The following is a 21,840-nucleotide window of genomic DNA, read 5'->3' as shown; positions in this document are numbered from 1 at the left end:
ATGGCGGAGCAGAACCCGCTCAAGATCCACAACCTCCGTCCCGCCCCGGGCGCCAAGACCGCCAAGACCCGTGTGGGTCGTGGTGAGGCGTCGAAGGGTAAGACGGCCGGTCGTGGTACCAAGGGCACCAAGGCCCGCTACCAGGTTCCGGAGCGCTTCGAGGGCGGCCAGATGCCGCTGCACATGCGCCTCCCGAAGCTGAAGGGCTTCAAGAACCCGTTCAAGACCGAGTACCAGGTCGTCAACCTGGACAAGCTGGCCGCGCTCTACCCGCAGGGTGGCGAGGTCACCGTCCAGGACCTGGTCGAGAAGGGTGCCGTTCGCAAGAACAGCCTCGTCAAGGTCCTGGGCCAGGGCGAGGTCTCCGTGGCGCTGCAGGTGACGGTCGACGCCGTCTCCGGTTCCGCCAAGGAGAAGATCACCGCCGCCGGCGGTACGGTCACCGAGCTCGTCTGAACCCCTCGGACGACGCGTCGATGACGTAAACGATCCCACCGGGGATACCTCACAATGAGGTATCCCCGGTTGGTCGTTCCAAGGGGGGCCTGGTCGCCGGTAAGGTGGCCTGCACTGTTCTCACTTATTCGTCGAACCTCAGACCGTCACCCTTGACGCAGTTGCGCGGGGGTCGCAGGAGGCACCGTGCTCACCGCGTTCGCCCGGGCGTTCAAGACGCCCGACCTGCGCAAGAAGCTGCTCTTCACGCTGGGCATCATCGTGGTCTACCGGGTCGGTACCCACATCCCGATCCCCGGCGTCAACTACAAGGCCGTCCAGCAGTGCGTGAGCGAGGCGGGGGCCAACCAGGGCCTGTTCGGCCTCGTGAACATGTTCAGCGGCGGCGCGCTGCTGCAGATCACGGTCTTCGCGCTCGGCATCATGCCGTACATCACCGCCAGCATCATCCTTCAGCTGCTGACCGTGGTGATCCCGCGCCTGGAGGCCCTGAAGAAGGAGGGCCAGGCCGGGACGGCGAAGATCACGCAGTACACCCGTTACCTCACCCTCGCCCTGGCGATCCTGCAGGGCACCGGCCTGGTCGCCACCGCCCGCAGCGGCGCGCTGTTCAGCGGCTGCTCGGTCTCCACGAGCATCGTCCCGGACCAGGCGATCTTCACCACGATCACGATGGTCATCTGCATGACCGCCGGCACCACCGTGGTGATGTGGCTCGGTGAGCTGATCACCGACCGCGGCATCGGCAACGGCATGTCGATCCTGATGTTCATCTCGATCGCCGCGACCTTCCCGTCCGCGCTGTGGGCGATCAAGAAGCAGGGCACCCTGGCCGGCGGCTGGATCGAGTTCGGCACCGTGATCCTGGTCGGCCTGGTCATGGTCGCGCTGGTGGTCTTCGTCGAGCAGGCCCAGCGCCGCATCCCGGTCCAGTACGCGAAGCGGATGATCGGCCGTCGCTCCTACGGCGGTACGTCCACCTACATCCCGCTCAAGGTGAACCAGGCCGGTGTGATCCCGGTCATCTTCGCCTCGTCGCTGCTGTACATCCCGGCCCTCGTGGCGCAGTTCGCGGGCGGCAACTCGGGCTGGAAGCAGTGGGTGCAGGAGAACCTCACCAAGGGTGATCACCCGATTTACATCACCCTGTACTTCTTGCTCATCGTTTTCTTCGCGTTCTTCTACGTGGCGATCTCCTTCAACCCCGAAGAAGTCGCCGACAACATGAAGAAGTATGGTGGCTTCATCCCGGGCATCCGGGCTGGCCGACCGACCGCTGAGTACCTGTCGTACGTGCTCAACCGGATCACCTGGCCGGGTTCGCTGTATCTGGGTCTGATCGCTCTCGTACCGACAATGGCGTTGGTCGGCTTCGGGGCAAGCCAGAACTTCCCCTTCGGCGGTACCAGCATCCTCATCATCGTGGGTGTCGGCCTCGAGACGGTGAAGCAGATCGAGAGCCAGCTCCAGCAGCGCAATTACGAAGGGTTCCTCCGCTGATGCGTATCGTCCTCGTCGGGCCGCCCGGTGCCGGTAAGGGAACGCAAGCCGTCCGGCTCGCCGAGCAGCTGGCCATCCCGCACATCTCCACGGGTGACCTGTTCCGGGCCAACATCAGCCGGCAGACCGAGCTGGGCAAGCTCGCCAAGTCCTACATGGACGCCGGCAACCTCGTCCCCGACGAGGTGACCATCGCGATGGCCAAGGACCGCATGGAGCAGCCCGACGCCGCGGGCGGGTTCCTGCTGGACGGCTTCCCCCGCAACGTGGCGCAGGCCGAGGCGCTGGACGAGCTGCTGCGCACGGAGAACATGGCGCTGGACGCGGTGCTGGACCTGGAGGTCCCCGAGGACGAGGTCGTCAAGCGCATCGCGGGCCGGCGGATCTGCCGCAACGACTCCTCGCACGTCTTCCACGTGGCGTACAACGCGCCGCGGCAGGAGGGCGTCTGCGACGTGTGCGGCGGCGAGCTGTACCAGCGCGGGGACGACTCCGAGGAGACCGTCCGCACGCGCCTGGAGGTCTACCACACGCAGACCGAGCCCATCATCGACTACTACAAGTCGCAGGGCCTGGTCCGGACGATCTCCGCGCAGGCCTCGGTGGACGAGGTCACCCAGCGCGCGCTGGAGGCGCTGAAGAGCGAGCAGGCCGGGAACAAGTAAGCCCGGCCGCCTTCCGGCCGCGGTGCCCTCGACGGGGCGCCGCGGCCGTAGTGTTGTACAGGTACACCCAGTCCACGTGAGTGACGGAGAGCGCAGGCCCCCCATGGTGCAGATCAAGACGCCCGAGCAGATCGCCAAGATGCGTGCGGCGGGCCTGGTCGTCGCCGCGATCCACGCGGCCACCCGGGAGGCCGCGGTGCCCGGCGCCTCCACGAAGGACCTGGACGAGGTCGCCCGCAAGGTGCTCGCCGAGCACGGCGCCAAGTCGAACTTCCTGGGGTACGGCGGTTTCCCCGCGACCATCTGCACCTCCGTGAACGACGTGGTGGTGCACGGCATCCCGTCCGACGACGTCGTCCTCAAGGACGGCGACATCATCTCCATCGACTGCGGCGCGATCGTGGACGGCTGGCACGGCGACGCGGCCTACACGGCCTTCGTCGGCTCCGGTCACGCCCCGGAGCTGATCGAGCTGTCCCGGGTGACCGAGGAGTCGATGTGGGCCGGCATCGCGGCGATGAAGCAGGGCAACCGGCTGGTCGACGTCTCCCGGGCCATCGAGACGTACATCCGCCGCCAGCCCAAGCCGGGCGGCGGCCGGTACGGGATCATCGAGGACTACGGCGGCCACGGCATCGGCACCGAGATGCACATGGACCCGCACCTGCTGAACTACGTCGACCGCCGGCGCGGCAAGGGCCCCAAACTGGTCCCGGGCTTCTGCCTGGCCATCGAGCCGATGGTGTCCCTCGGCACGCCCAGGACCGAGGTCCTGGAGGACGACTGGACGGTCATCACGACCGACGGCACCTGGTCCTCGCACTGGGAGCACTCCGTGGCGCTGACGGAGGACGGCCCGCTGGTCCTCACGGCCGTCGACGGCGGCAAGGCGAAGCTGGCGGAGCACGGCATCACCGTGGCTCCCGATCCGCTGGCCTGAACAACGGCTCGCATGGGCGACGCCCTGGTGGGGCAGAATTCCTCGATTCGCGTTTCCGGGTGCGCCGACGTAGACTGACTCGTCGGCTCTCGTGCACCCGCATGTCCGCATGCGCCCGTAAGGGACGCGGGAGAGTCGATCAAGGTAGTCGATTCGAAGGGCGAAGCGTGGCCAAGAAGCAAGGTGCCATCGAGATCGAGGGCACTGTCGTCGAGTCTCTGCCGAACGCCATGTTCAAGGTCGAGCTCCAGAACGGCCACCAGGTCCTGGCACACATCAGCGGCAAGATGCGTATGCACTACATCCGCATCCTCCCTGACGACCGGGTCGTGGTGGAGCTGTCTCCGTACGACCTGACGCGTGGCCGGATCGTCTACCGGTACAAGTAGATCTTGCCCGCGCCCCGGGTTCGCCCGGTGCGATGGCACTGACCCGGAGAACCTCACCCCATGAAGGTCAAGCCGAGCGTCAAGAAGATCTGCGACAAGTGCAGGGTGATCCGCCGTCACGGCCGGGTCATGGTCATCTGCGAGAACCCGCGCCACAAGCAGCGCCAGGGCTGACGCACGACCACCCCTCTCTGCACCTCTATCGCAGAGTTTTCGCGCGACGCGAGCTGAATTGTTCATACGCAGAACCCGAGCCGAGCGGCTCGACACCCCCGGTTCGGAGGCCGGGGACCCGGTCCGTACCTCATACGGCGGCCGGGAGCCGGTTCTGCGGAAGACCTCCGAAGATTCACCAGGAGCCATTGAATGGCACGCGTTTCCGGTGTTGACATCCCGCGCGAAAAGCGCGTGGAGGTCGCCCTCACCTACGTGTTCGGCATCGGCCGGACCCTCTCGAAGGAGACGCTGGCTGCGACCGGCGTCGACCCGAACACCCGCGTTCGTGACCTGAGCGAAGAGCAGCTGGTCGCGATCCGCGAGTACGTCGACAACAACATCAAGACCGAGGGTGACCTCCGTCGCGAGATCCAGGCCGACATCCGCCGCAAGGTCGAGATCGGTTGCTACCAGGGTCTCCGTCACCGTCGCGGTCTGCCCGTCCGCGGTCAGCGCACCAGCACCAACGCCCGTACCCGCAAGGGCCCGCGTCGCGCCATCGCCGGCAAGAAGAAGCCGGGCAAGAAGTAGTCCGCAGCGGACCTCTGTCCACGGTCTTCGCTGTAGGACCGACCACCTCCCTCTAGGAGTTTGTAGATGCCCCCCAAGGGTCGTCAGGGCGCTGCCAAGAAGGTGCGCCGCAAGGAAAAGAAGAACGTCGCTCACGGCCACGCGCACATCAAGAGCACGTTCAACAACACGATCGTCTCGATCACGGACCCCTCGGGCAACGTGATCTCCTGGGCCTCCGCCGGCCACGTCGGCTTCAAGGGCTCCCGGAAGTCCACGCCGTTCGCCGCGCAGATGGCCGCCGAGTCGGCTGCCCGCCGCGCCCAGGAGCACGGCATGCGCAAGGTCGACGTGTTCGTCAAGGGTCCGGGTTCCGGCCGTGAGACCGCGATCCGCTCCCTGCAGGCCACGGGCCTCGAGGTCGGCTCCATCCAGGACGTCACCCCGACCCCGCACAACGGCTGCCGTCCCCCGAAGCGCCGCCGCGTCTGACGCTCAGCGCTCCGCTGGATTTGCGGTTCCGGGCGGTACGGCCTCTGTAGAAGCCGTGCCGCCCGTACCCTTGCAGTACAGAGTCGGGCGTCAAATAGCGGGCGCCCCTGACTGAAGGATTCATTCCATGCTGATCGCTCAGCGTCCCTCGTTGACCGAAGAGGTCGTCGACGAGTTCCGCTCCCGGTTCGTGATCGAGCCGCTGGAGCCGGGCTTCGGCTACACCCTCGGCAACTCCCTGCGCCGTACCCTCCTGTCCTCGATCCCCGGTGCCGCCGTCACGAGCATCCGGATCGACGGCGTGCTGCACGAGTTCACCACCGTGCCGGGCGTCAAGGAGGACGTCACCGACCTGATCCTCAACATCAAGCAGCTGGTCGTCTCCTCGGAGCACGACGAGCCGGTCGTGATGTACCTGCGCAAGCAGGGCCCGGGTCTGGTCACCGCCGCCGACATCGCGCCCCCGGCCGGTGTCGAGGTGCACAACCCCGACCTCGTCCTCGCCACGCTCAACGGCAAGGGCAAGCTGGAGATGGAGCTGACCGTCGAGCGCGGTCGCGGCTACGTCTCCGCCGTGCAGAACAAGCAGGTGGGCCAGGAGATCGGCCGTATCCCGGTCGACTCCATCTACTCGCCGGTTCTGAAGGTCACCTACAAGGTCGAGGCCACGCGTGTCGAGCAGCGCACCGACTTCGACAAGCTGATCGTCGACGTCGAGACCAAGCAGGCGATGCGTCCGCGTGACGCCATGGCCTCCGCGGGCAAGACCCTGGTCGAGCTGTTCGGTCTCGCGCGCGAGCTGAACATCGACGCCGAGGGCATCGACATGGGTCCGTCCCCGACGGACGCCGCGCTCGCCGCCGACCTGGCGCTGCCGATCGAGGAGCTGGAGCTCACCGTTCGGTCGTACAACTGCCTCAAGCGCGAGGGCATCCACTCCGTGGGTGAGCTCGTCGCCCGCTCCGAGGCCGACCTGCTCGACATCCGCAACTTCGGTGCGAAGTCGATCGACGAGGTCAAGGCGAAGCTGGCCGGCATGGGCCTGGCCCTCAAGGACAGCCCGCCCGGATTCGACCCGACCGCCGCCGCCGACGCCTTCGGCGCGGACGACGACGCGGACGCCGGGTTCGTCGAGACCGAGCAGTACTGACAGCTCGGTCCGGACGGTCCGTTTTCGGGTGCGGGTGCGCTGCGGCGTGCCGCGAGTTCCCCGCGCCCCCTCCGGGCGGGCACCCCTTCGGGGCTCGTCCGGATCTCCGACAGACAACCGTCTGCTCGGATACTGACCCCGGTACCTGATACGGCCAGGGCAGAGACACAGGAGAAGAACAATGCCGAAGCCCACCAAGGGTGCCCGTCTGGGCGGCAGCGCCGCGCACGAGAAGCTGCTCCTCGCGAACCTGGCGAAGAGCCTCTTCGAGCACGGCCGCATCACCACCACCGAGGCGAAGGCCCGCCGCCTGCGCCCGTACGCCGAGCGTCTGATCACCAAGGCGAAGAAGGGTGACCTTCACAACCGCCGTCAGGTGCTCCAGGTCATCACGGACAAGAGCATCGTGCACACGCTCTTCACCGAGATCGGCCCGCGGTACGAGAACCGTCCGGGTGGTTACACCCGCATCACCAAGATCGGCAACCGCCGTGGCGACAACGCGCCCATGGCCGTGATCGAGCTGGTCGAGGCGCTGACGGTGCAGCAGAACGCCGTGGGTGAGGCCGAGGCCGCCACCAAGCGCGCGGTCAAGGAGGCCGACGAGGCCAAGGCCGCGGAGGCCACCGAGGCGCCGGCCGAGGAGGCCGCTGCCGAGGAGTCCAAGGACGCCTGAGGCTCAGCCTGACGCGGGAAGCGGGTTCGCCCTTTGGGCGGGCCCGCTTTCGCGTACTTGAGAGGATCTGTGTGTGAGTGAAGTACAGCCGGGCCATGTCCGCGTCCGCCTCGACCTGTCCTACGACGGCGCCGATTTCCACGGCTGGGCCAAGCAGGCCGGCGGCAAGCGGACCGTGCAGGGGGAGATCGAGGACGCGCTGCGCACGGTGACGCGGTCGAAGGAGACGTACGAGCTGACCGTGGCCGGGCGCACCGACGCCGGGGTGCACGCGCGCGGCCAGGTGGCGCACGTCGACCTGCCGGAGGAGCTGTGGGCGGAGCACCGCGAGAAGCTGCTCAAGCGGCTCGCCGGGCGGCTGCCGAAGGACGTGCGGATCTGGCGGGTGGCGCAGGCCCCGGAGGGGTTCAACGCACGGTTCTCGGCGATCTGGCGGCGCTACGCGTACCGGGTGACGGACAACCCCGGGGGAGTGGACCCGCTGCTGCGCGGCCATGTGCTCTGGCACGACTGGCCGCTCGACGTGGACGCCATGAACGAGGCCGCGCGGGCGCTGCTCGGGGAGCACGACTTCGCCGCGTACTGCAAGCGCCGGGAGGGTGCCACCACCATCCGGACGCTGCAGGAGCTGAGCCTGGTGCGGGGCGCGGACGGCGTCATCACGGCGACGGTGCGGGCCGACGCGTTCTGCCACAACATGGTGCGTTCGCTGATCGGCGCGCTGCTGTTCGTCGGCGACGGGCACCGCGGCCCGGAGTGGCCGGGGAAGGTGCTGGCCGCGGGGGTACGGGACTCGGCCGTGCATGTCGTACGGCCGCACGGGCTGACCCTGGAGGAGGTCGGCTACCCCGCCGACGAGCTGCTGGCCGCCCGTAACAAGGAGGCCCGCAACAAGCGCTCGCTGCCGTCGGCGGGGTGCTGCTGAGCTACCGGTTCGCCGCCGCGGACGCCTGGGCCTGGCCGCGGTGGCGGATCTGCTGGAAGGTGAACTCCGCCAGGTTGTCGCCCGCGCCGAAGACCTGGGTGTCCTTGGTGGTGACGTTCTTGCCGGTGGTGAAGCCGGCGAGGGTGAAGTAGGCGTAGCGGCCGTAGGCGTTGCGGGTCGAGCGGCAGGTGGCGCCGTCGCAGAAGGCCGGGACGCCCGAGCCGGACAGCGAGCGCACGATGCTGTGGTCGTCGGTCTGCTTGCGGGCCTTGGTGGCCTGGGCCTCGGTGTCGAACAGGGCGACGCCGACGGTGACCGCGACGTCCCCGTGGGTGTAGGTGGCGCGCATCAGCCGGGTGCAGCCGTTGGCGGTGAGGATCTGGGGCAGGGTGCCGCCCGCGGCGCCGGCGCAGCTGGTGGTGTCACTGGTCGCGCCCTTCTTGTACACCGTGCCGCCCATGGTCAGCCGGGTGCCCGGGAACAGGGTCTCGGGGCTCAGCGGGGCGGTGTCCTTCTTGGCGCTGGATATGAAGTCCTTCGGGTCCAGCGGCGGCGGGGCGCTGGTGGGCGCGAAGGAGGGCGCGGTGCCGGCCGTGCCGCCGGGCAGGGAGGCGCTGGGCAGCTGCGAGACGCTGCCCGAGGGGCCGCTGTGCCCGTTCGCCGAGACGACGGCCAGGGCGACCGCGGCACCGATGGCGATCGTGGCGAGCGCGCCGCCGCCGATGAACAGCAGCCTGCGCCGTTTGCTGCGGGTCTCCGAGGCCTCCGCGAGGGCGGCCCAGTCCGGTGTCCCGTCGTCGCCGCCGCTGCCCCAGGGCTGCTGAGGCTGCTGGGGCTGCTGGGATTGCGGTTTCCAGGGATCCCACTGAGACTGGGGTCCCCCCTGCCCGTAACTCATGGGGCGCATCTTAGACGCGGGGGAGGCGGCGCAGGGCCCGCCGGGTGTCCTGCCTCGTTTTGACCCGTCCGGGGGCCGCCGGGTAACCTGCTTCTTCGTTGTGTATTGGCTTGCTCATTCTCACGGGACGGGCCCTTACACCGGTCCACCGGGCCGATGACCAGCGACCAGCGCGCGGTTTGCGTCACCGCAGTGCGGTCAAGGCTGTCGTGATCGTTTCGGTGACCTGTTCAGGACCATTCACTCGAAGCGAAGGCTACGAACCGTGCGTACGTACAGCCCCAAGCCCGGCGATGTGACGCGCCAGTGGCACGTCATCGACGCTCAGGACGTTGTCCTGGGCCGTCTCGCCACCACTGCTGCGACCCTCCTCCGGGGCAAGCACAAGCCGATCTACGCGCCGCACGTAGACGCTGGTGACTTCGTCATCATCATCAACGCCGACAAGGTGCACCTGTCCGGCAACAAGCGGACCCAGAAGATGGCCTACCGCCACTCCGGCTACCCGGGTGGTCTGCGGTCCGTCCGCTACGACGACCTGCTGGCCAACAACCCCGAGAAGGCCATCGAGAAGGCCGTCAAGGGCATGCTCCCCAAGAACTCCCTGGGCCGTCAGATGCTCTCGAAGCTGAAGGTCTACAAGGGTGACCAGCACCCGCACGCTGCCCAGCAGCCGGTGCCGTTCGAGATCACCCAGGTCGCGCAGTAAGTCCGGCCACCCCCTAAGACTGAAGAGAATCTGAGGAGAATCGTGGCCGAGACCACTGCCGAGCAGCCGCTCGAAGAGCTTGACATCGACAGCTACACCACCGAGTCCGAGGTCCCCGTCGAGGGCGAGTACACCTCGGAGTCCCTGGCCTCCCGCTTCGGCGAGCCCCAGCCGGCCGCCGGCCTGGGCCGCCGCAAGAACGCCATCGCCCGCGTCCGGATCGTTCCGGGCACCGGCAAGTGGAAGATCAACGGCCGCACCCTCGAGGACTACTTCCCGAACAAGGTGCACCAGCAGGAGGTCAACGAGCCCTTCAAGGTGCTCGAGCTCGAGGGCCGTTACGACGTCATCGCCCGCATCGCCGGTGGCGGTGTCTCCGGCCAGGCCGGTGCGCTCCGTCTCGGTGTCGCCCGTGCGCTGAACGAGGCGGACGTCGACAACAACCGCGGCCCGCTGAAGAAGGCCGGCTTCCTGCGCCGCGACGACCGTGCGGTCGAGCGGAAGAAGGCCGGTCTGAAGAAGGCCCGCAAGGCTCCGCAGTACAGCAAGCGCTAAGCAAGCCCGAGCTGCCTGCTCGTACTCCGAACGCCCCGGCGGCACGCCACTTGTGCCGTCGGGGCGTTCGTTTATCTCAGCCAAGGGCGTATAACGACACAAGACGCTCAAAGGCTTGTGTGATCGGATGGCGAGGCGCCCCCATCGACCCGGTGCCCGTCCGTTTACGCCATCGATGCTTCCTCAGGAGGACAAGTGGGACGACTCTTCGGCACGGACGGCGTGCGCGGTGTCGCCAACGCGGATCTGACGGCCGAGATGGCCCTCGGCCTCTCCGTGGCCGCGGCGCATGTGCTGGCCGAGGCGGGCACCTTCGAGGGCCACCGGCCGAAGGCCGTGGTCGGTCGGGACCCGCGGGCGTCCGGGGAGTTCCTGGAGGCGGCGGTCGTCGCGGGCCTGGCGAGCGCGGGCGTGGACGTCCTGCGGGTCGGGGTGCTGCCGACGCCCGCGGTGGCCCACCTCACCGGCGCGCTCGGCGCCGACCTCGGCGTGATGCTCTCCGCCAGCCACAACGCCATGCCGGACAACGGCATCAAGTTCTTCGCCCGCGGCGGTCACAAGCTCGCCGACGAGCTGGAGGACCGGATCGAGGCGGTGTACGAGTCGCACCGGCACGGCGAGCCGTGGCAGCGGCCGACCGGTGCCGGCGTCGGCCGGGTGCGCTCCTACGACGAGGGCTTCGAGCAGTACGTCACGCACCTGCTGTCGGTGCTGCCCAACCGGCTGGACGGGCTGAAGATCGTCCTGGACGAAGCGCACGGCGCGGCCTCGGGGGTCTCGCCGGAGGCGTTCACCCGGGCCGGTGCGCAGGTCGTCACCATCGGCGCCGCGCCGGACGGTCTCAACATCAACGACGGCTGCGGCTCCACGCACCTCGGCCCGCTGAAGGCGGCCGTGGTCGAGCACGGCGCGGACTTCGGCATCGCGCACGACGGTGACGCCGACCGGTGCCTCGCGGTGGACCACACCGGCGAGGAGGTCGACGGCGACCAGATCCTCTCCGTGCTCGCCCTCGCGATGCGGGAGCACTCCGCGCTGCGGGCCGACACCGTGGTGGCGACCGTGATGTCCAACCTCGGCTTCAAGCTGGCGATGGAGAAGGCCGGGATCAGGCTGGTGCAGACGGCCGTGGGCGACCGCTACGTGCTGGAGGAGATGAAGCGGCACGGGTTCGCCCTCGGCGGCGAGCAGTCCGGGCACGTGATCATCCTCGACCACGCGACGACCGGCGACGGCACGCTGACCGGTCTGCTGCTGGCCGCGCGGGTCGCCGAAAGCGGCCGTAGCCTGCGGGAGCTGGCGTCCGTGATGGAACGGCTGCCGCAGGTGCTCATCAATGTGCCCGACGTCGACAAGTCGCGGGTGCGGACCTCCGCGGACCTGGCCGCGGCCGTCGTCGAGGCCGAGCGGGAACTCGGGGAGACCGGGCGGGTGCTGCTGCGGCCCTCCGGCACCGAGCCGCTGGTCCGGGTGATGGTCGAGGCGGCGGACATCGAGCAGGCGCGGTCGGTGGCCGGGCGGCTCGCCGACGCGGTGAAGTCGGCCCTGGGATAGGGCCGGTCCGGGGCGCGGGGAACCGTTGCGGTCGCTCGCGCCCACCCGGCGGGGCCGTACCGCTGCGCGGCCCCGCGCCCCTCAGCCGTGCCGGCGCCGGCGCCCCCAGAAGTACTTCTGGGCCAGCAGGGTGAGGGTGCCCGCCAGCACGATGCCCGCGAGGTTCAGCAGGAGCTGTTCGGCCGAGCCGGCGGTCTGGCCGGTGTCGCCGTAGGCCAGGGCCACCGCCGCGTTGGCGGCGGCCGGGACCGTGGTGACCGAGATGGCGACGCCCACCAGCGCGCCGGACTTGGCGGAGGTCAGGGAGAGGGTGCCGGCCACGCCCGCCAGCAGGGCCACGATGAACGAGAAGGCGTCGGGGGCGTAGACGAACGCGGTGTTGGGGCGGCTGCCCTCCAGGGCGGAGCGGTGGAACAGGCCGACGGCGTCCATGAACAGGGCGAAGCCGACCGTCACCGCCATCGCCGCCGCGAAGCCCACCAGCAGGGCGGTCAGCGAGCGCAGCGCGAGACGCGGGCGGCGCCGGACCAGGGCCGTGGAGATGCCGGCCAGCGGACCGAACTCGGGGCCCACGGCCATCGCGCCGACGATCAGGACCGCGTTGTCCAGCACCACACCGCAGGCCGCGATCATCGTGGCCAGCGTGATGAAGGCCAGGTAGGTCACCGAGAGGGTGGACTCCTCGTGGGTGGCCTCGGTCAGACCCTCCCAGAGCACCGCGTCCGCGCCCTCGCCCGGGGCGTCCCGCTCGGCCTGCTCGGCCCGCCGGGACAGGGTCAGGCCGATCTCCTCGACGGTGATCGCGCCGGTGCCGTCCAGGCCCAGGTGCCGCAGCCCGGCGATGAGCCCGTCGCCCGCCTCCCGGGCGACGTCGCACAGCACGAGGTCGCCGGCCGGGTCGCGGGCGGCCCCCGGTATCACCGCGAGGTGGGCGGTGCCGACCGTGTCCTCGATCAGTCGCACCACCTCGTCGGTCCGTTCGGCCGGGGTGATCAGGCGCAGATGCAGCATGGCGCCTTTTCTAACAGGTGCGCCGTGCCGTCCCCGCCGCCTCCGTCGTCCCGCCCTACAGCTTGCGCAGGCGCAGCCGCTGCACCTTGTGGTCCGCTCCCTTGCGGACGATCAGGGTGGCGCGGCCGCGGGTGGGGGCGATGTTCTCGACCAGGTTGGGTTTGTTGATCGTGCGCCACAGGGTGCGGGCGTAGTCGAGGGCCTCCTCCTCGGAGACCTGGGTGTACTTGCGGAAGTACGAGTGGGGGTCCTGGAACGCCGTGTGCCGCAGCTTCTTGAAGCGGCTGAGGTACCAGCGCTCGATGTCCTCGGCGCTCGCGTCGACGTACACGCTGAAGTCGAAGTAGTCGGCGAGGCCCACCCTGGTGCGGCCGTCCTTGCCGGGCAGCGCGGGCTGGAGGACGTTGAGGCCCTCCACGATCAGGATGTCGGGGCGGCGGACGGTGAGCTTCTGGTCGGGGACGATGTCGTAGATCAGGTGCGAGTAGACCGGTGCGGTCACCTCGCCCTTGCCGGCCTTGATGTCGGCGACGAAGCGGGTCAGCGCCCGGCGGTCGTACGACTCGGGGAAGCCCTTGCGGGACATCAGGCCGCGGGCCTCCAGTTCCCGGGTGGGCAGCAGGAAGCCGTCGGTGGTGACCAGTTCCACGCGCGGGTGCTCGGGCCAGCGGGACAGCAGGGCCTGGAGGAGACGGGCGACGGTGGACTTGCCGACGGCGACGGAGCCGGCCACGCCTATGACGAACGGGGTGCCGGACTGGGAGCCCTGCTCGCCGAGGAAGGTGTTCAGCGCGCCTCTGAGGCCGTCGGTGGCGCCGACGTAGAGGTTCAGCAGCCGGGACAGCGGGAGGTAGATGTCGCGCACCTCGTCCAGGTCGATCACATCGCCCAGGCCGCGCAGCTTCTCCACCTCCTCGGCGGTGAGCGGCAGCGGCGTCTTGTCGCGCAGCGCGCTCCACTCGGCTCGGGTGAGGTCGACGTAGGGAGTCGCCTCCGGCCTGTGCCGGTGGGCGCTCCGGGGCATCGAGGGGACCGGTGAGATCACATTCCATTGTTAACGGAGTTCGAACGGCACGGGAGGTGGGGTCCGTCACGCGGCTCGGGCGCCCCGTCGCGCGCGCCGCACCGGGCCGGGCGGGCCCTCGTATGCCCGTGGGAATTTCCGAATTCGGGCAGGGGGTGACGGTTTCCGGAGCGGGGCGGACCGTAGGCTGCGGCCCATGTGCGGAATCGTGGGATACGTAGGGTCGCAGTCGGCGCTCGATGTCGTGATGGCCGGGCTGAAGCGGCTGGAGTACCGGGGTTACGACTCGGCGGGCGTCGCCCTGCCGGCGGACGGCGGTCTGGCCGCCGCGAAGAAGGCCGGGAAACTGGTCAACCTGGAGAAGGAGCTGGTCGAGCGGCCGCTGCCGGCCGGTTCGACGGGCATCGGGCACACCCGCTGGGCCACCCATGGCGGCCCCACGGACGACAACGCGCACCCGCACCTCGACAACGCGGGCCGGGTCGCCGTCGTCCACAACGGCATCATCGAGAACTTCGCGGTGCTCCGGGCCGAGCTGGCCGAGCGCGGCCACGTGCTGAACTCCGAGACCGACACCGAGGTCGTCGCCCATCTGCTGGCCGAGGAGTACTCGGTGACCGGCGACCTCGCCGAGGCGATGCGGCTGGTGTGCCGGCGCCTGGAGGGCGCGTTCACGCTGGTCGCGGTGCACGCCGACGCCCCGGACGTGGTGGTCGGCGCGCGCCGCAACTCCCCCCTGGTGGTCGGCGTCGGCGAGGGCGAGGCGTTCCTGGCCTCGGACGTCGCCGCGTTCATCGCGCACACCCGCTCGGCGATCGAGCTGGGCCAGGACCAGGTGGTGGAGCTGCGCCGGGACGGCGTGACCGTCACCGGCTTCGACGGCCGCCCGGCCGAGGTGCACTCCTACCACGTGGACTGGGACGCCTCGGCCGCCGAGAAGGACGGCTACGACTACTTCATGCTCAAGGAGATCGCCGAGCAGCCCAAGGCGGTCGCCGACACCCTCCTCGGCCGGATCGACCCGTCCGGCTCGCTCACCCTGGACGAGCTGCGGATCTCCCCGTCCGAGCTGCGCGAGACGGACAAGGTCGTGATCGTGGCGTGCGGTACGGCCTTCCACGCCGGGCTGATCGCCAAGTACGCCATCGAGCACTGGACGCGCATCCCCTGCGAGGTGGAGCTGGCCAGCGAGTTCCGCTACCGGGACCCGATCCTGGGCAGCCGCTCCCTGGTGATCGCGATCTCCCAGTCCGGCGAGACCATGGACACCCTGATGGCCGTGCGGCACGCCCGCGAACAGGGCTCCAAGGTGCTGGCCATCTGCAACACCAACGGCTCCACCATCCCGCGCGAGTCGGACGCGGTGCTCTACACGCACGCCGGGCCCGAGGTCGCCGTCGCCTCCACCAAGGCGTTCCTCACCCAGCTGATCGCCTGCTACCTGGTTGCCCTCTACCTGGGCCAGGTGCGCGGCACCAAGTGGGGCGACGAGGTCCAGGCCGTGATCAAGGACCTGTCCCGGATCTCGGTCGAGGTCGAGCGCGTCCTGGAGACCATGGAGCCGGTGCGGGCGCTGGCCCGCACGCTGGCCGCCAAGGACACCGTGCTCTTCCTGGGCCGGCACGTCGGCTACCCGGTCGCGCTCGAAGGCGCGCTCAAGCTCAAGGAACTCGCCTACATGCACGCCGAGGGCTTCGCGGCGGGCGAGCTGAAGCACGGCCCGATCGCGCTGATCGAGGAGGACATGCCGGTGGTGGTGGTCGTGCCGTCGCCGCGCGGCCGCTCCCTCCTGCACGACAAGATCGTCTCCAACATCCAGGAGATCCGGGCGCGCGGGGCGCGCACCATCGTGATCGCCGAGGAGGGGGACGAGGCGGTCGTCCCGTACGCCGACCACCTGATCCGTATCCCGGCCACGCCCACCCTGCTGCAACCGGTGGTGGCCACCGTGCCGCTCCAGGTCTTCGCCTGCGAGCTGGCCGCCGCGCGGGGTAACGAGGTGGACCAGCCGCGGAACCTGGCGAAGTCGGTGACGGTCGAGTAGCGCCGCCGCCGGGGCTCAGTGGACGGAGAAGCCTCCGTCCACGCAGATCGACTGGCCCGTGACGTAGGAGGAGGCGCGGCTCGCTAGGAAGACGGCCGCGCCGGCGAAGTCCCCGGCGAGGCCGTTGCGCCCGGTCATGGTGCGCGCGGCCAGCGCCGCCACCCGCTCCGGGTCGGCCGACAGCCGGGCGTTGAGCGGGGTCATCACGAAGCCCGGCACCAGGGTGTTGCAGGTGACCCCGTACGGCGACCAGGCCTCCGCCTGCGAACGGGCCAGCGACTCCAGGGCGCCCTTGGAGACGCCGTACGCGCCGCTCGACACGAACGCGCGGTGCGCCTGCTGGGAGCTGATGTGGATGATCCGGCCGAAGCCGCGCTCGGCCATGCCGGGCCCGAACCGCCGGCCCAGCAGGAAGGGCGCCTCCAGGTTCACGGCCATGGTGGCGTCCCAGACGTCCTCGTCCAGCTCGTCCATCGGGGGCCGCAGATTGATCCCGGCGCAGTTGACGAGGATGTCGGGCTCCCCGTACACGGCCGCCGCCTCCTCGGCCACCGCCCGCACCCCTTCGCGGCTGCCGAGATCGCCCGCGACCCAGGCGGCCTGGCACCCGTCGGCCGTCAGCTCGCCGACGGTGGCGGCCAGTTGCTCCTCGCCGCGGGCCACGGCCACCACGCTCGCGCCGGCCCGGGCCAGTGCCCCGGCGATGGCCCGGCCGATGCCGGAACTGCCGCCGGTCACCACGGCGACGCGGCCGTCGAGCGAGAACAGGTCGGCGAGATAGGACTGTTGGGACGCGGTGCTGGTCATGGCCGAAGCGTAGAGGGCGTACCGGCGCCGTCTGTCTAGGGTGCTGTCCATGAGCATCATCGGAGTCGGGATCGACGTGGCGGAGATCGACCGCTTCCGGGCGTCCCTGGAGCGCACCCCCCAGCTGGCCGACCGGCTGTTCGTGACACAGGAGTTGCTGCTGCCCAGCGGGGAGCGGCGCGGCATCGCCTCGCTGGCGGCCCGGTTCGCCGCGAAGGAGGCGCTGGCCAAGGCGCTCGGCGCACCGCCCGGACTGCTGTGGACGGACGCCGAGGTGTACGTCGAGGACAACGGGCGGCCCCGGCTGCGGGTGCGCGGGACCGTGGCCGCGCGCGCCGCGGAGCTGGGAGTGCGGTCCTGGCACGTGTCCCTCAGCCATGACGCGGGCGTCGCCTCGGCCGTGGTGATCGCCGAGGGCTGAGCGGGCCCGGGTGTGGCCGGTGGGGGTTACGGGGCACACTCGGTGCCATGCGGAGTGCGTACGGCGTGGAGACGGTACGGGCGGCCGAGCGGGCCCTGATGGCGCGGTTGCCGGAGGGGGCGCTGATGCAGCGGGCGGCCGCCGGTCTCGCCGCCGCCTGCGCCGAACTGCTGGGCAAGGTGTACGGCAGCCGGGTGGTCCTGCTCGTGGGCAGCGGCGACAACGGCGGCGACGCGCTGTACGCGGGCGCCCGGCTGGCGCGCCGGGGGGCCGGGGTGACGGCCGTGCTCCTCGCGCCCGAGCGGGCGCACGCCGAGGGGCTGGCCGCGCTGCGGCGGGCCGGCGGCGTCGTCGGCGCGGCCGGTTCCGCGGAGGAGGCGCTGCTGCGGGCCGATCTCGTGGTGGACGGCATCGTCGGGATCGGCGGCAGGGGCGGGCTGCGGCCCGAGGCCGCGCGGCTGGTGGAGACGGTGCGGCGGTCCCGGGCCGCCGTGGTGGCGGTGGACCTGCCGAGCGGGGTCGAGGCGGACACCGGGGAGGTGCGGGGGGCCGCCGTGCGCGCGGACCTCACCGTCACCTTCGGCACGTACAAGCCCGGACTGCTGGTGGATCCGGCGCGGGAGCACGCGGGGGTGGTGCGGCTGGTCGACATCGGCCTGGAGCTGCCGGCCGAGGCCGAGCTGGAGGCGCTCCAGCACGCGGACGTGGCGCGGCTGCTGCCGGTGCCCGCGGCCGAGAGCGACAAGTACCGGCGGGGCGTGGTCGGGATCGCGGCCGGGTCCGCGCGCTATCCGGGCGCCGCGGTGCTCGCCGTCGCCGGGGCGCTGCGCGGCGGCGCCGGGGCCGTGCGCTACGTCGGCCCGGCCGCGGAGGCGGTCATCGCCCGCTTCCCGGAGACCCTGGTCTCCGACCGGGGCCCGGCCAAGGCGGGCCGGGTGCAGGCGTGGGTGACCGGACCGGGCGCCGGGGACGACGCGGCGACCGTCGCCGAGGTGCTGGCCGCCGAGGTGCCGGTGCTGCTGGACGCGGACGGGCTGCGCCTCGCGGAACGGGACGCCGTACGGGCGCGCACGGCGCCCACCCTGATGACACCGCACGCGGGGGAGGTCGCCGCGCTGCTGGGGGTGGCCCGCGAGGAGGTCGAGGGCGCCCGCCTCGCCGCGGCGCGCGAACTGGCGGCGGTCTACCGGGCGACGGTGCTGCTCAAGGGCTCGACCACGCTGGTCGCCGACGCGGCGGGCGGCGCGGTACGGGTGAACGCCACCGGCACCGGCTGGCTCGCCACCGCCGGCAGCGGTGACGTTCTCTCCGGTCTCGGCGGTTCCCTGCTGGCCTCGGGGCTGACCGCGCGGGACGCGGGGAGTGCCGCCGCGTACCTGCACGGCCTGGCGGGCCGGTTCGCGTCCGAGGGCGCCCCGGCGGGCGCCCATGACGTGGCGGACCGCATTCCGCGGGCGTGGCGGGACGTTCGGCGCTGAGCGGGGGCGGCGCCGGGTGCGGCGCGCCGGGCGGGGTCGGGCGCCGAGCCCCCGTGCCGCACGCGGTCGTGGCGCCCCGTCAGACACGTGCGGGCCGGGGCGCGCGCGCCGTCGTACCGCGCATCCCGGCGGCCCCGTGGCCGACACCACGATCCGGCCGGTACCGCGCTCTGAGAGACTGGGGGCGCCATGACTGAGACAGCAGCTGTGCCGACCGCCCCCCTGCGCGCCCGCGCCGAGATCGATCTGGGCGCCCTGCGCGCCAATGTGCGGGCCCTGCGGGCCCGGGTGGGGGACGTGGCCGTGATGGCCGTCGTGAAGGCCGACGGATACGGACACGGCGCGGTGCGCTGCGCCCGCGCGGCCGTCGAGGCCGGGGCCACCTGGCTCGGCACCGCCACGCCCGAGGAGGCCCTCGCGCTGCGCGCGGCCGGGCTCACCCAGCGCACGCTGTGCTGGCTGTGGGTGCCCGGCGGGCCCTGGCGGCAGGCGATCGAGGCCGACGTCGACGTGTCGCTCAGCGGGATGTGGGCGCTGCGGGAGGTCACCGAGGCCGCCCGCGCGGCCGGGCGGACCGCACGGGTCCAGCTGAAGGCGGACACCGGGCTCGGCCGCAACGGCTGCCAGCCCGGCGCCGACTGGGAGGAACTGGTCGCCGCCGCCCTGCGCGCCGAGACCGAGGGCCTGGTCCGGGTCACCGGCCTGTGGTCCCACTTCGCCTGCGCCGACGAGCTCGGCCACCCCTCCATCGCCGCCCAGCTCACCCGCTTCCGGGAGATGGTGGCCTACGCCGAGGAGCGGGGCGTCCGCCCCGAGGTGCGGCACATCGCCAACTCGCCCGCCACGCTCACCCTCCCCGAGACCCACTTCGACCTGGTCCGTCCGGGCATCGCCATGTACGGCCTGTCGCCCAGCCCCGAGATCGGCGTCCCCGGGGACTTCGGACTGCGCCCGGTGATGACGCTCAGCGCCTCGCTGGCACTGGTCAAGCACGTGCCGGGCGAGCACGGCGTCAGCTACGGCCACCACTACGTCACCCCCGGCCCCACCACCCTCGGCCTCGTCCCGCTCGGCTACGGCGACGGCGTCCCGCGGCACGCCTCCGGCGCGGGCCCGGTGCTGGTCGACGGCAAGTGGCGGACCGCGGCCGGGCGGGTCGCCATGGACCAGTTCGTGGTGGACCTCGGCGGCGACGAACCGCCGGTCGGCTCGCAGGCCGTGCTGTTCGGGCCCGGCGACCGCGGTGAGCCCACCGCCGAGGACTGGGCGGCGGCCTGCGGCACGATCGGGTACGAGATCGTCACGCGCATCGGGAGCCGCGTGCCCCGCGTCTACGTCAACGAGGAAGAGCGCGGATAACCCGTTCGGGACTGCCGGCCGGCACAGCGGTCACCCACGCACCGCGGGCCTGTCTCAGCGAACACCTGTACGGCGAGGAGGAGCGGTACGTGAACGAGAGCAGGGCGGACGCCGTCGCGGACGTCGTCGCCTCCGCGGCCGCCGCCTCCGCCGAGGGGGCGGCCGGGAGCTGGCGCAGGGCGACCGGCGTCGTCGGCGCCGCGATAGGCGTCCTCGCCGCGGGAGCGGCGGCCGGCGTCGCCGTCGAGCGGATGACGGTGGGGCGCTCGATGCGCCGCAAGGCCCGCCTCGCGCTGGACGCCGCGGGCCCCTACGGCACCCTGCGCGGCACCCCGGGCAAGGCGCACGCCGACGACGGCACCGAGCTGTACTACGAGGTCGACGAGGTCGAACCGGACACGGGCGCGGACCCCTCCCCGCGCCGGCTGCGGCTGTTCGGCCGCAAGGCGCCCGCGCCGGTCACCGTCGTCTTCTGCCACGGCTACTGCCTCAACCAGGACTCCTGGCACTTCCAGCGCGCTGCCCTGCGCGGGGTCGTGCGCACCGTGCACTGGGACCAGCGCAGCCACGGCCGCTCCGGGCGGGGCGTGGCGCAGAACCGGGACGGGGAGCCGCTCACCATCGACCAGCTCGGCCGCGATCTGAAGGCCGTCATCGACGCCGCCGCACCGGACGGGCCGATCGTGCTGGTGGGGCATTCGATGGGCGGGATGACCATGATGGCGCTCGCCGCCGAGCACCCGGAGCTGATCCGGGACCGGGTGGTCGCCGCCGCGTTCGTGGGCACCTCCCCGGGCCGGCTCGGCGAGGTCAACTTCGGGCTGCCGGTGGCCGGCGTCAACGCGATACGCCGGGTGCTGCCCGGGGTGCTCAAGGCGCTCGGGCAGCAGGCGGAGCTGGTGGAGCGCGGGCGCCGGGCCACCGCCGACCTGTTCGCCGGGATCATCAAGCGGTACTCCTTCGCCGGGCGGGACGTCGACCCGGCCGTGGAGCGGTTCGCGGAGCGGATGATCGAGTCCACGCCGATCGACGTGGTCGCCGAGTTCTACCCGGCCTTCACCGACCACGACAAGACCGGGGCGCTGGCCTGCTTCCGGGACATGCCGGTGCTGGTGCTGGCGGGCGTGCAGGACCTGGTGACGCCGAGCGCGCACAGCGAGGCGATAGCCGACCGGCTGCCCGACGCGGAGCTGGTGCTGGTGCCGGACGCCGGGCACCTGGTGATGCTGGAGCACCCGGAGGTGGTCACCGACCGCCTCGCCGACCTGCTCACCCGCGCGGGCGCGGTGCCGGCAGGGGCTACCGTAAGTGCCTATGGAACGTCCAGCAGCAGCACCGTACGACCCCGCTGAGCCCGGCCGGGCCGAGACCCGGCTGACGATCACCTCCCCGGAGCAGATGCGGGAGCTGGGGCGGCGCCTCGCCAAGCTGTTGCGCGCCGGTGACCTGGTGATGCTCTCCGGGGAACTGGGCGCGGGCAAGACCACGCTGACCCGCGGGCTCGGCGAGGGGCTCGGGGTGCGGGGCGCGGTCACCTCGCCGACCTTCGTGATCGCCCGGGTGCACCCCTCCCTCGGCGACGGCCCGCCCCTCGTCCACGTGGACGCCTACCGGCTCGGCGGCGGCCTCGACGAGATGGAGGACCTGGACCTCGACGTCTCCCTCCCGGACTCCGTGATCGTCGTGGAGTGGGGCGAGGGCAAGGTCGAGGAGCTGACCGAGGACCGGCTCCGGATCGTCATCCACCGCGCCGTCGGCGACACCACCGACGAGGTACGGCACCTGACCCTGACCGGGCTGGGGGAGCGGTGGGCCGACGCGGGCCTGGAGACGCTCACGGCCTGAGCCGCCGGTTTTTTCCGACAGGCCGTCGGCAAGATGTTGCGCGGGCTGCCATGGCGTGATGACATGGGGTTCAGCTCGTAGTGAGGCATGCCTTACTACGCCGCACCGCACCTCAGGAGGCGCCTCATGCCCCCTTCCCGCCCCCCGCGGCAGCCCGGCCCCGTCCCGGTGCCCATGCAGACCCTGCTGGCGGCATGCGCGGCAGCGGCGGTGATC

At 71.2% G+C, this 21,840-nt stretch carries 24 protein-coding genes; 20 read left to right on the top strand and 4 right to left on the bottom strand.

What is annotated here, in order from left to right:
• The 11 genes from rplO to truA all read left to right on the top strand — a co-directional run bounded on the left by rplO (position 1) and on the right by truA (position 7,919).
• A complete protein-coding gene (gene rplO, locus HZZ00_RS33300; RefSeq protein ID WP_070026311.1) occupies positions 1-456 on the top strand; it encodes a 50S ribosomal protein L15 in 456 nt (151 codons plus the stop codon).
• Positions 457-642: 186 nt separating this feature from the next.
• Positions 643-1,956, top strand: a complete 1,314-nt coding sequence (secY, locus tag HZZ00_RS33295; protein WP_070026310.1) for a preprotein translocase subunit SecY — start codon at positions 643-645, stop codon at positions 1,954-1,956.
• A complete protein-coding gene (locus HZZ00_RS33290) occupies positions 1,956-2,621 on the top strand; it encodes an adenylate kinase (RefSeq protein ID WP_180329827.1) in 666 nt (221 codons plus the stop codon). Before secY ends, HZZ00_RS33290 begins: the two co-directional genes overlap by 1 nt.
• A 103-nt stretch (positions 2,622-2,724) precedes the next feature.
• Entirely contained in the window at positions 2,725-3,561 is an 837-nt protein-coding gene (map, locus tag HZZ00_RS33285; protein WP_070026308.1) for a type I methionyl aminopeptidase, read from the top strand.
• A gap of 167 nt (positions 3,562-3,728) precedes the next feature.
• On the top strand, positions 3,729-3,950 hold the full coding sequence (gene infA, locus HZZ00_RS33280; RefSeq protein WP_003948620.1) for a translation initiation factor IF-1: 222 nt from the start codon (positions 3,729-3,731) through the stop codon (positions 3,948-3,950).
• Positions 3,951-4,010: 60 nt separating this feature from the next.
• Positions 4,011-4,124 carry a 50S ribosomal protein L36 gene (rpmJ, locus tag HZZ00_RS33275; RefSeq protein WP_003998809.1) on the top strand — a complete coding sequence of 38 codons (114 nt, stop codon included), beginning with the start codon at positions 4,011-4,013 and terminating at the stop codon, positions 4,122-4,124.
• Between the two features lie 192 nt (positions 4,125-4,316).
• Positions 4,317-4,697: a 30S ribosomal protein S13 gene (gene rpsM, locus HZZ00_RS33270; RefSeq protein ID WP_009300593.1), complete on the top strand. Its 381-nt coding sequence runs from the start codon at positions 4,317-4,319 to the stop codon at positions 4,695-4,697.
• A gap of 66 nt (positions 4,698-4,763) precedes the next feature.
• Positions 4,764-5,168 carry a 30S ribosomal protein S11 gene (gene rpsK, locus HZZ00_RS33265; RefSeq protein WP_003956432.1) on the top strand — a complete coding sequence of 135 codons (405 nt, stop codon included), beginning with the start codon at positions 4,764-4,766 and terminating at the stop codon, positions 5,166-5,168.
• Between the two features lie 127 nt (positions 5,169-5,295).
• Positions 5,296-6,318 carry a DNA-directed RNA polymerase subunit alpha gene (locus HZZ00_RS33260; RefSeq protein ID WP_003966937.1) on the top strand — a complete coding sequence of 341 codons (1,023 nt, stop codon included), beginning with the start codon at positions 5,296-5,298 and terminating at the stop codon, positions 6,316-6,318.
• A 181-nt stretch (positions 6,319-6,499) separates the two neighbouring features.
• Complete coding sequence (gene rplQ / locus HZZ00_RS33255) at positions 6,500-6,994, top strand: 50S ribosomal protein L17 (protein WP_070026307.1); 495 nt, start codon at positions 6,500-6,502, stop codon at positions 6,992-6,994.
• Between the two features lie 73 nt (positions 6,995-7,067).
• Positions 7,068-7,919, top strand: a complete 852-nt coding sequence (gene truA / locus HZZ00_RS33250; protein ID WP_180329826.1) for a tRNA pseudouridine(38-40) synthase TruA — start codon at positions 7,068-7,070, stop codon at positions 7,917-7,919.
• A gap of 1 nt (position 7,920) precedes the next feature.
• Here truA and HZZ00_RS33245 read toward each other — a convergent pair whose 3' ends face one another.
• On the bottom strand, positions 7,921-8,817 hold the full coding sequence (locus HZZ00_RS33245; RefSeq protein WP_180329825.1) for a hypothetical protein: 897 nt from the start codon (positions 8,815-8,817) through the stop codon (positions 7,921-7,923).
• Between the two features lie 265 nt (positions 8,818-9,082).
• On the opposite strand from HZZ00_RS33245, the gene rplM reads away from it, so the two are divergent.
• The 3 genes from rplM to glmM all read left to right on the top strand — a co-directional run bounded on the left by rplM (position 9,083) and on the right by glmM (position 11,635).
• Entirely contained in the window at positions 9,083-9,526 is a 444-nt protein-coding gene (gene rplM, locus HZZ00_RS33240) for a 50S ribosomal protein L13 (RefSeq protein WP_070026304.1), read from the top strand.
• Positions 9,527-9,568: 42 nt separating this feature from the next.
• Positions 9,569-10,081 carry a 30S ribosomal protein S9 gene (gene rpsI, locus HZZ00_RS33235; protein ID WP_003998795.1) on the top strand — a complete coding sequence of 171 codons (513 nt, stop codon included), beginning with the start codon at positions 9,569-9,571 and terminating at the stop codon, positions 10,079-10,081.
• Between the two features lie 195 nt (positions 10,082-10,276).
• Positions 10,277-11,635, top strand: coding sequence for a phosphoglucosamine mutase (gene glmM / locus HZZ00_RS33230; protein ID WP_070026303.1), 1,359 nt, complete (start codon positions 10,277-10,279; stop codon positions 11,633-11,635).
• Positions 11,636-11,716: 81 nt separating this feature from the next.
• Here the strand turns inward: glmM and HZZ00_RS33225 are convergent, their stop codons facing one another.
• Both HZZ00_RS33225 and coaA read right to left on the bottom strand, forming a co-directional pair.
• Entirely contained in the window at positions 11,717-12,646 is a 930-nt protein-coding gene (locus HZZ00_RS33225; RefSeq protein ID WP_180329824.1) for a DUF389 domain-containing protein, read from the bottom strand.
• 55 nt (positions 12,647-12,701) lie between these two features.
• Positions 12,702-13,670: a type I pantothenate kinase gene (gene coaA / locus HZZ00_RS33220; RefSeq protein WP_180333814.1), complete on the bottom strand. Its 969-nt coding sequence runs from the start codon at positions 13,668-13,670 to the stop codon at positions 12,702-12,704.
• A gap of 196 nt (positions 13,671-13,866) precedes the next feature.
• On the opposite strand from coaA, the gene glmS reads away from it, so the two are divergent.
• On the top strand, positions 13,867-15,714 hold the full coding sequence (glmS, locus tag HZZ00_RS33215; RefSeq protein WP_180329823.1) for a glutamine--fructose-6-phosphate transaminase (isomerizing): 1,848 nt from the start codon (positions 13,867-13,869) through the stop codon (positions 15,712-15,714).
• A gap of 15 nt (positions 15,715-15,729) precedes the next feature.
• Here glmS and HZZ00_RS33210 read toward each other — a convergent pair whose 3' ends face one another.
• On the bottom strand, positions 15,730-16,521 hold the full coding sequence (locus HZZ00_RS33210; RefSeq protein ID WP_180329822.1) for an SDR family NAD(P)-dependent oxidoreductase: 792 nt from the start codon (positions 16,519-16,521) through the stop codon (positions 15,730-15,732).
• Positions 16,522-16,570: 49 nt separating this feature from the next.
• On the opposite strand from HZZ00_RS33210, the gene HZZ00_RS33205 reads away from it, so the two are divergent.
• From HZZ00_RS33205 to tsaE, 5 genes are all read left to right on the top strand, one after another.
• Complete coding sequence (locus HZZ00_RS33205) at positions 16,571-16,942, top strand: holo-ACP synthase (RefSeq protein WP_180329821.1); 372 nt, start codon at positions 16,571-16,573, stop codon at positions 16,940-16,942.
• A gap of 47 nt (positions 16,943-16,989) precedes the next feature.
• Positions 16,990-18,420: an NAD(P)H-hydrate dehydratase gene (locus tag HZZ00_RS33200; RefSeq protein ID WP_180329820.1), complete on the top strand. Its 1,431-nt coding sequence runs from the start codon at positions 16,990-16,992 to the stop codon at positions 18,418-18,420.
• Between the two features lie 189 nt (positions 18,421-18,609).
• Entirely contained in the window at positions 18,610-19,779 is a 1,170-nt protein-coding gene (gene alr, locus HZZ00_RS33195; protein WP_180329819.1) for an alanine racemase, read from the top strand.
• Positions 19,780-19,868: 89 nt separating this feature from the next.
• Positions 19,869-21,131 carry an alpha/beta fold hydrolase gene (locus tag HZZ00_RS33190; RefSeq protein WP_180329818.1) on the top strand — a complete coding sequence of 421 codons (1,263 nt, stop codon included), beginning with the start codon at positions 19,869-19,871 and terminating at the stop codon, positions 21,129-21,131.
• Entirely contained in the window at positions 21,094-21,624 is a 531-nt protein-coding gene (gene tsaE, locus HZZ00_RS33185) for a tRNA (adenosine(37)-N6)-threonylcarbamoyltransferase complex ATPase subunit type 1 TsaE (RefSeq protein ID WP_180329817.1), read from the top strand. Before HZZ00_RS33190 ends, tsaE begins: the two co-directional genes overlap by 38 nt.
• The last annotated feature ends 216 nt before the right edge of the window (positions 21,625-21,840 follow it).

The organism is Streptomyces sp. NEAU-sy36 (assembly GCF_013423905.1).
Taxonomy (GTDB): Bacteria; Actinomycetota; Actinomycetes; order Streptomycetales; family Streptomycetaceae; genus Streptomyces; species Streptomyces misionensis.
This window is presented reverse-complemented; position numbering and strand designations above follow the sequence as displayed.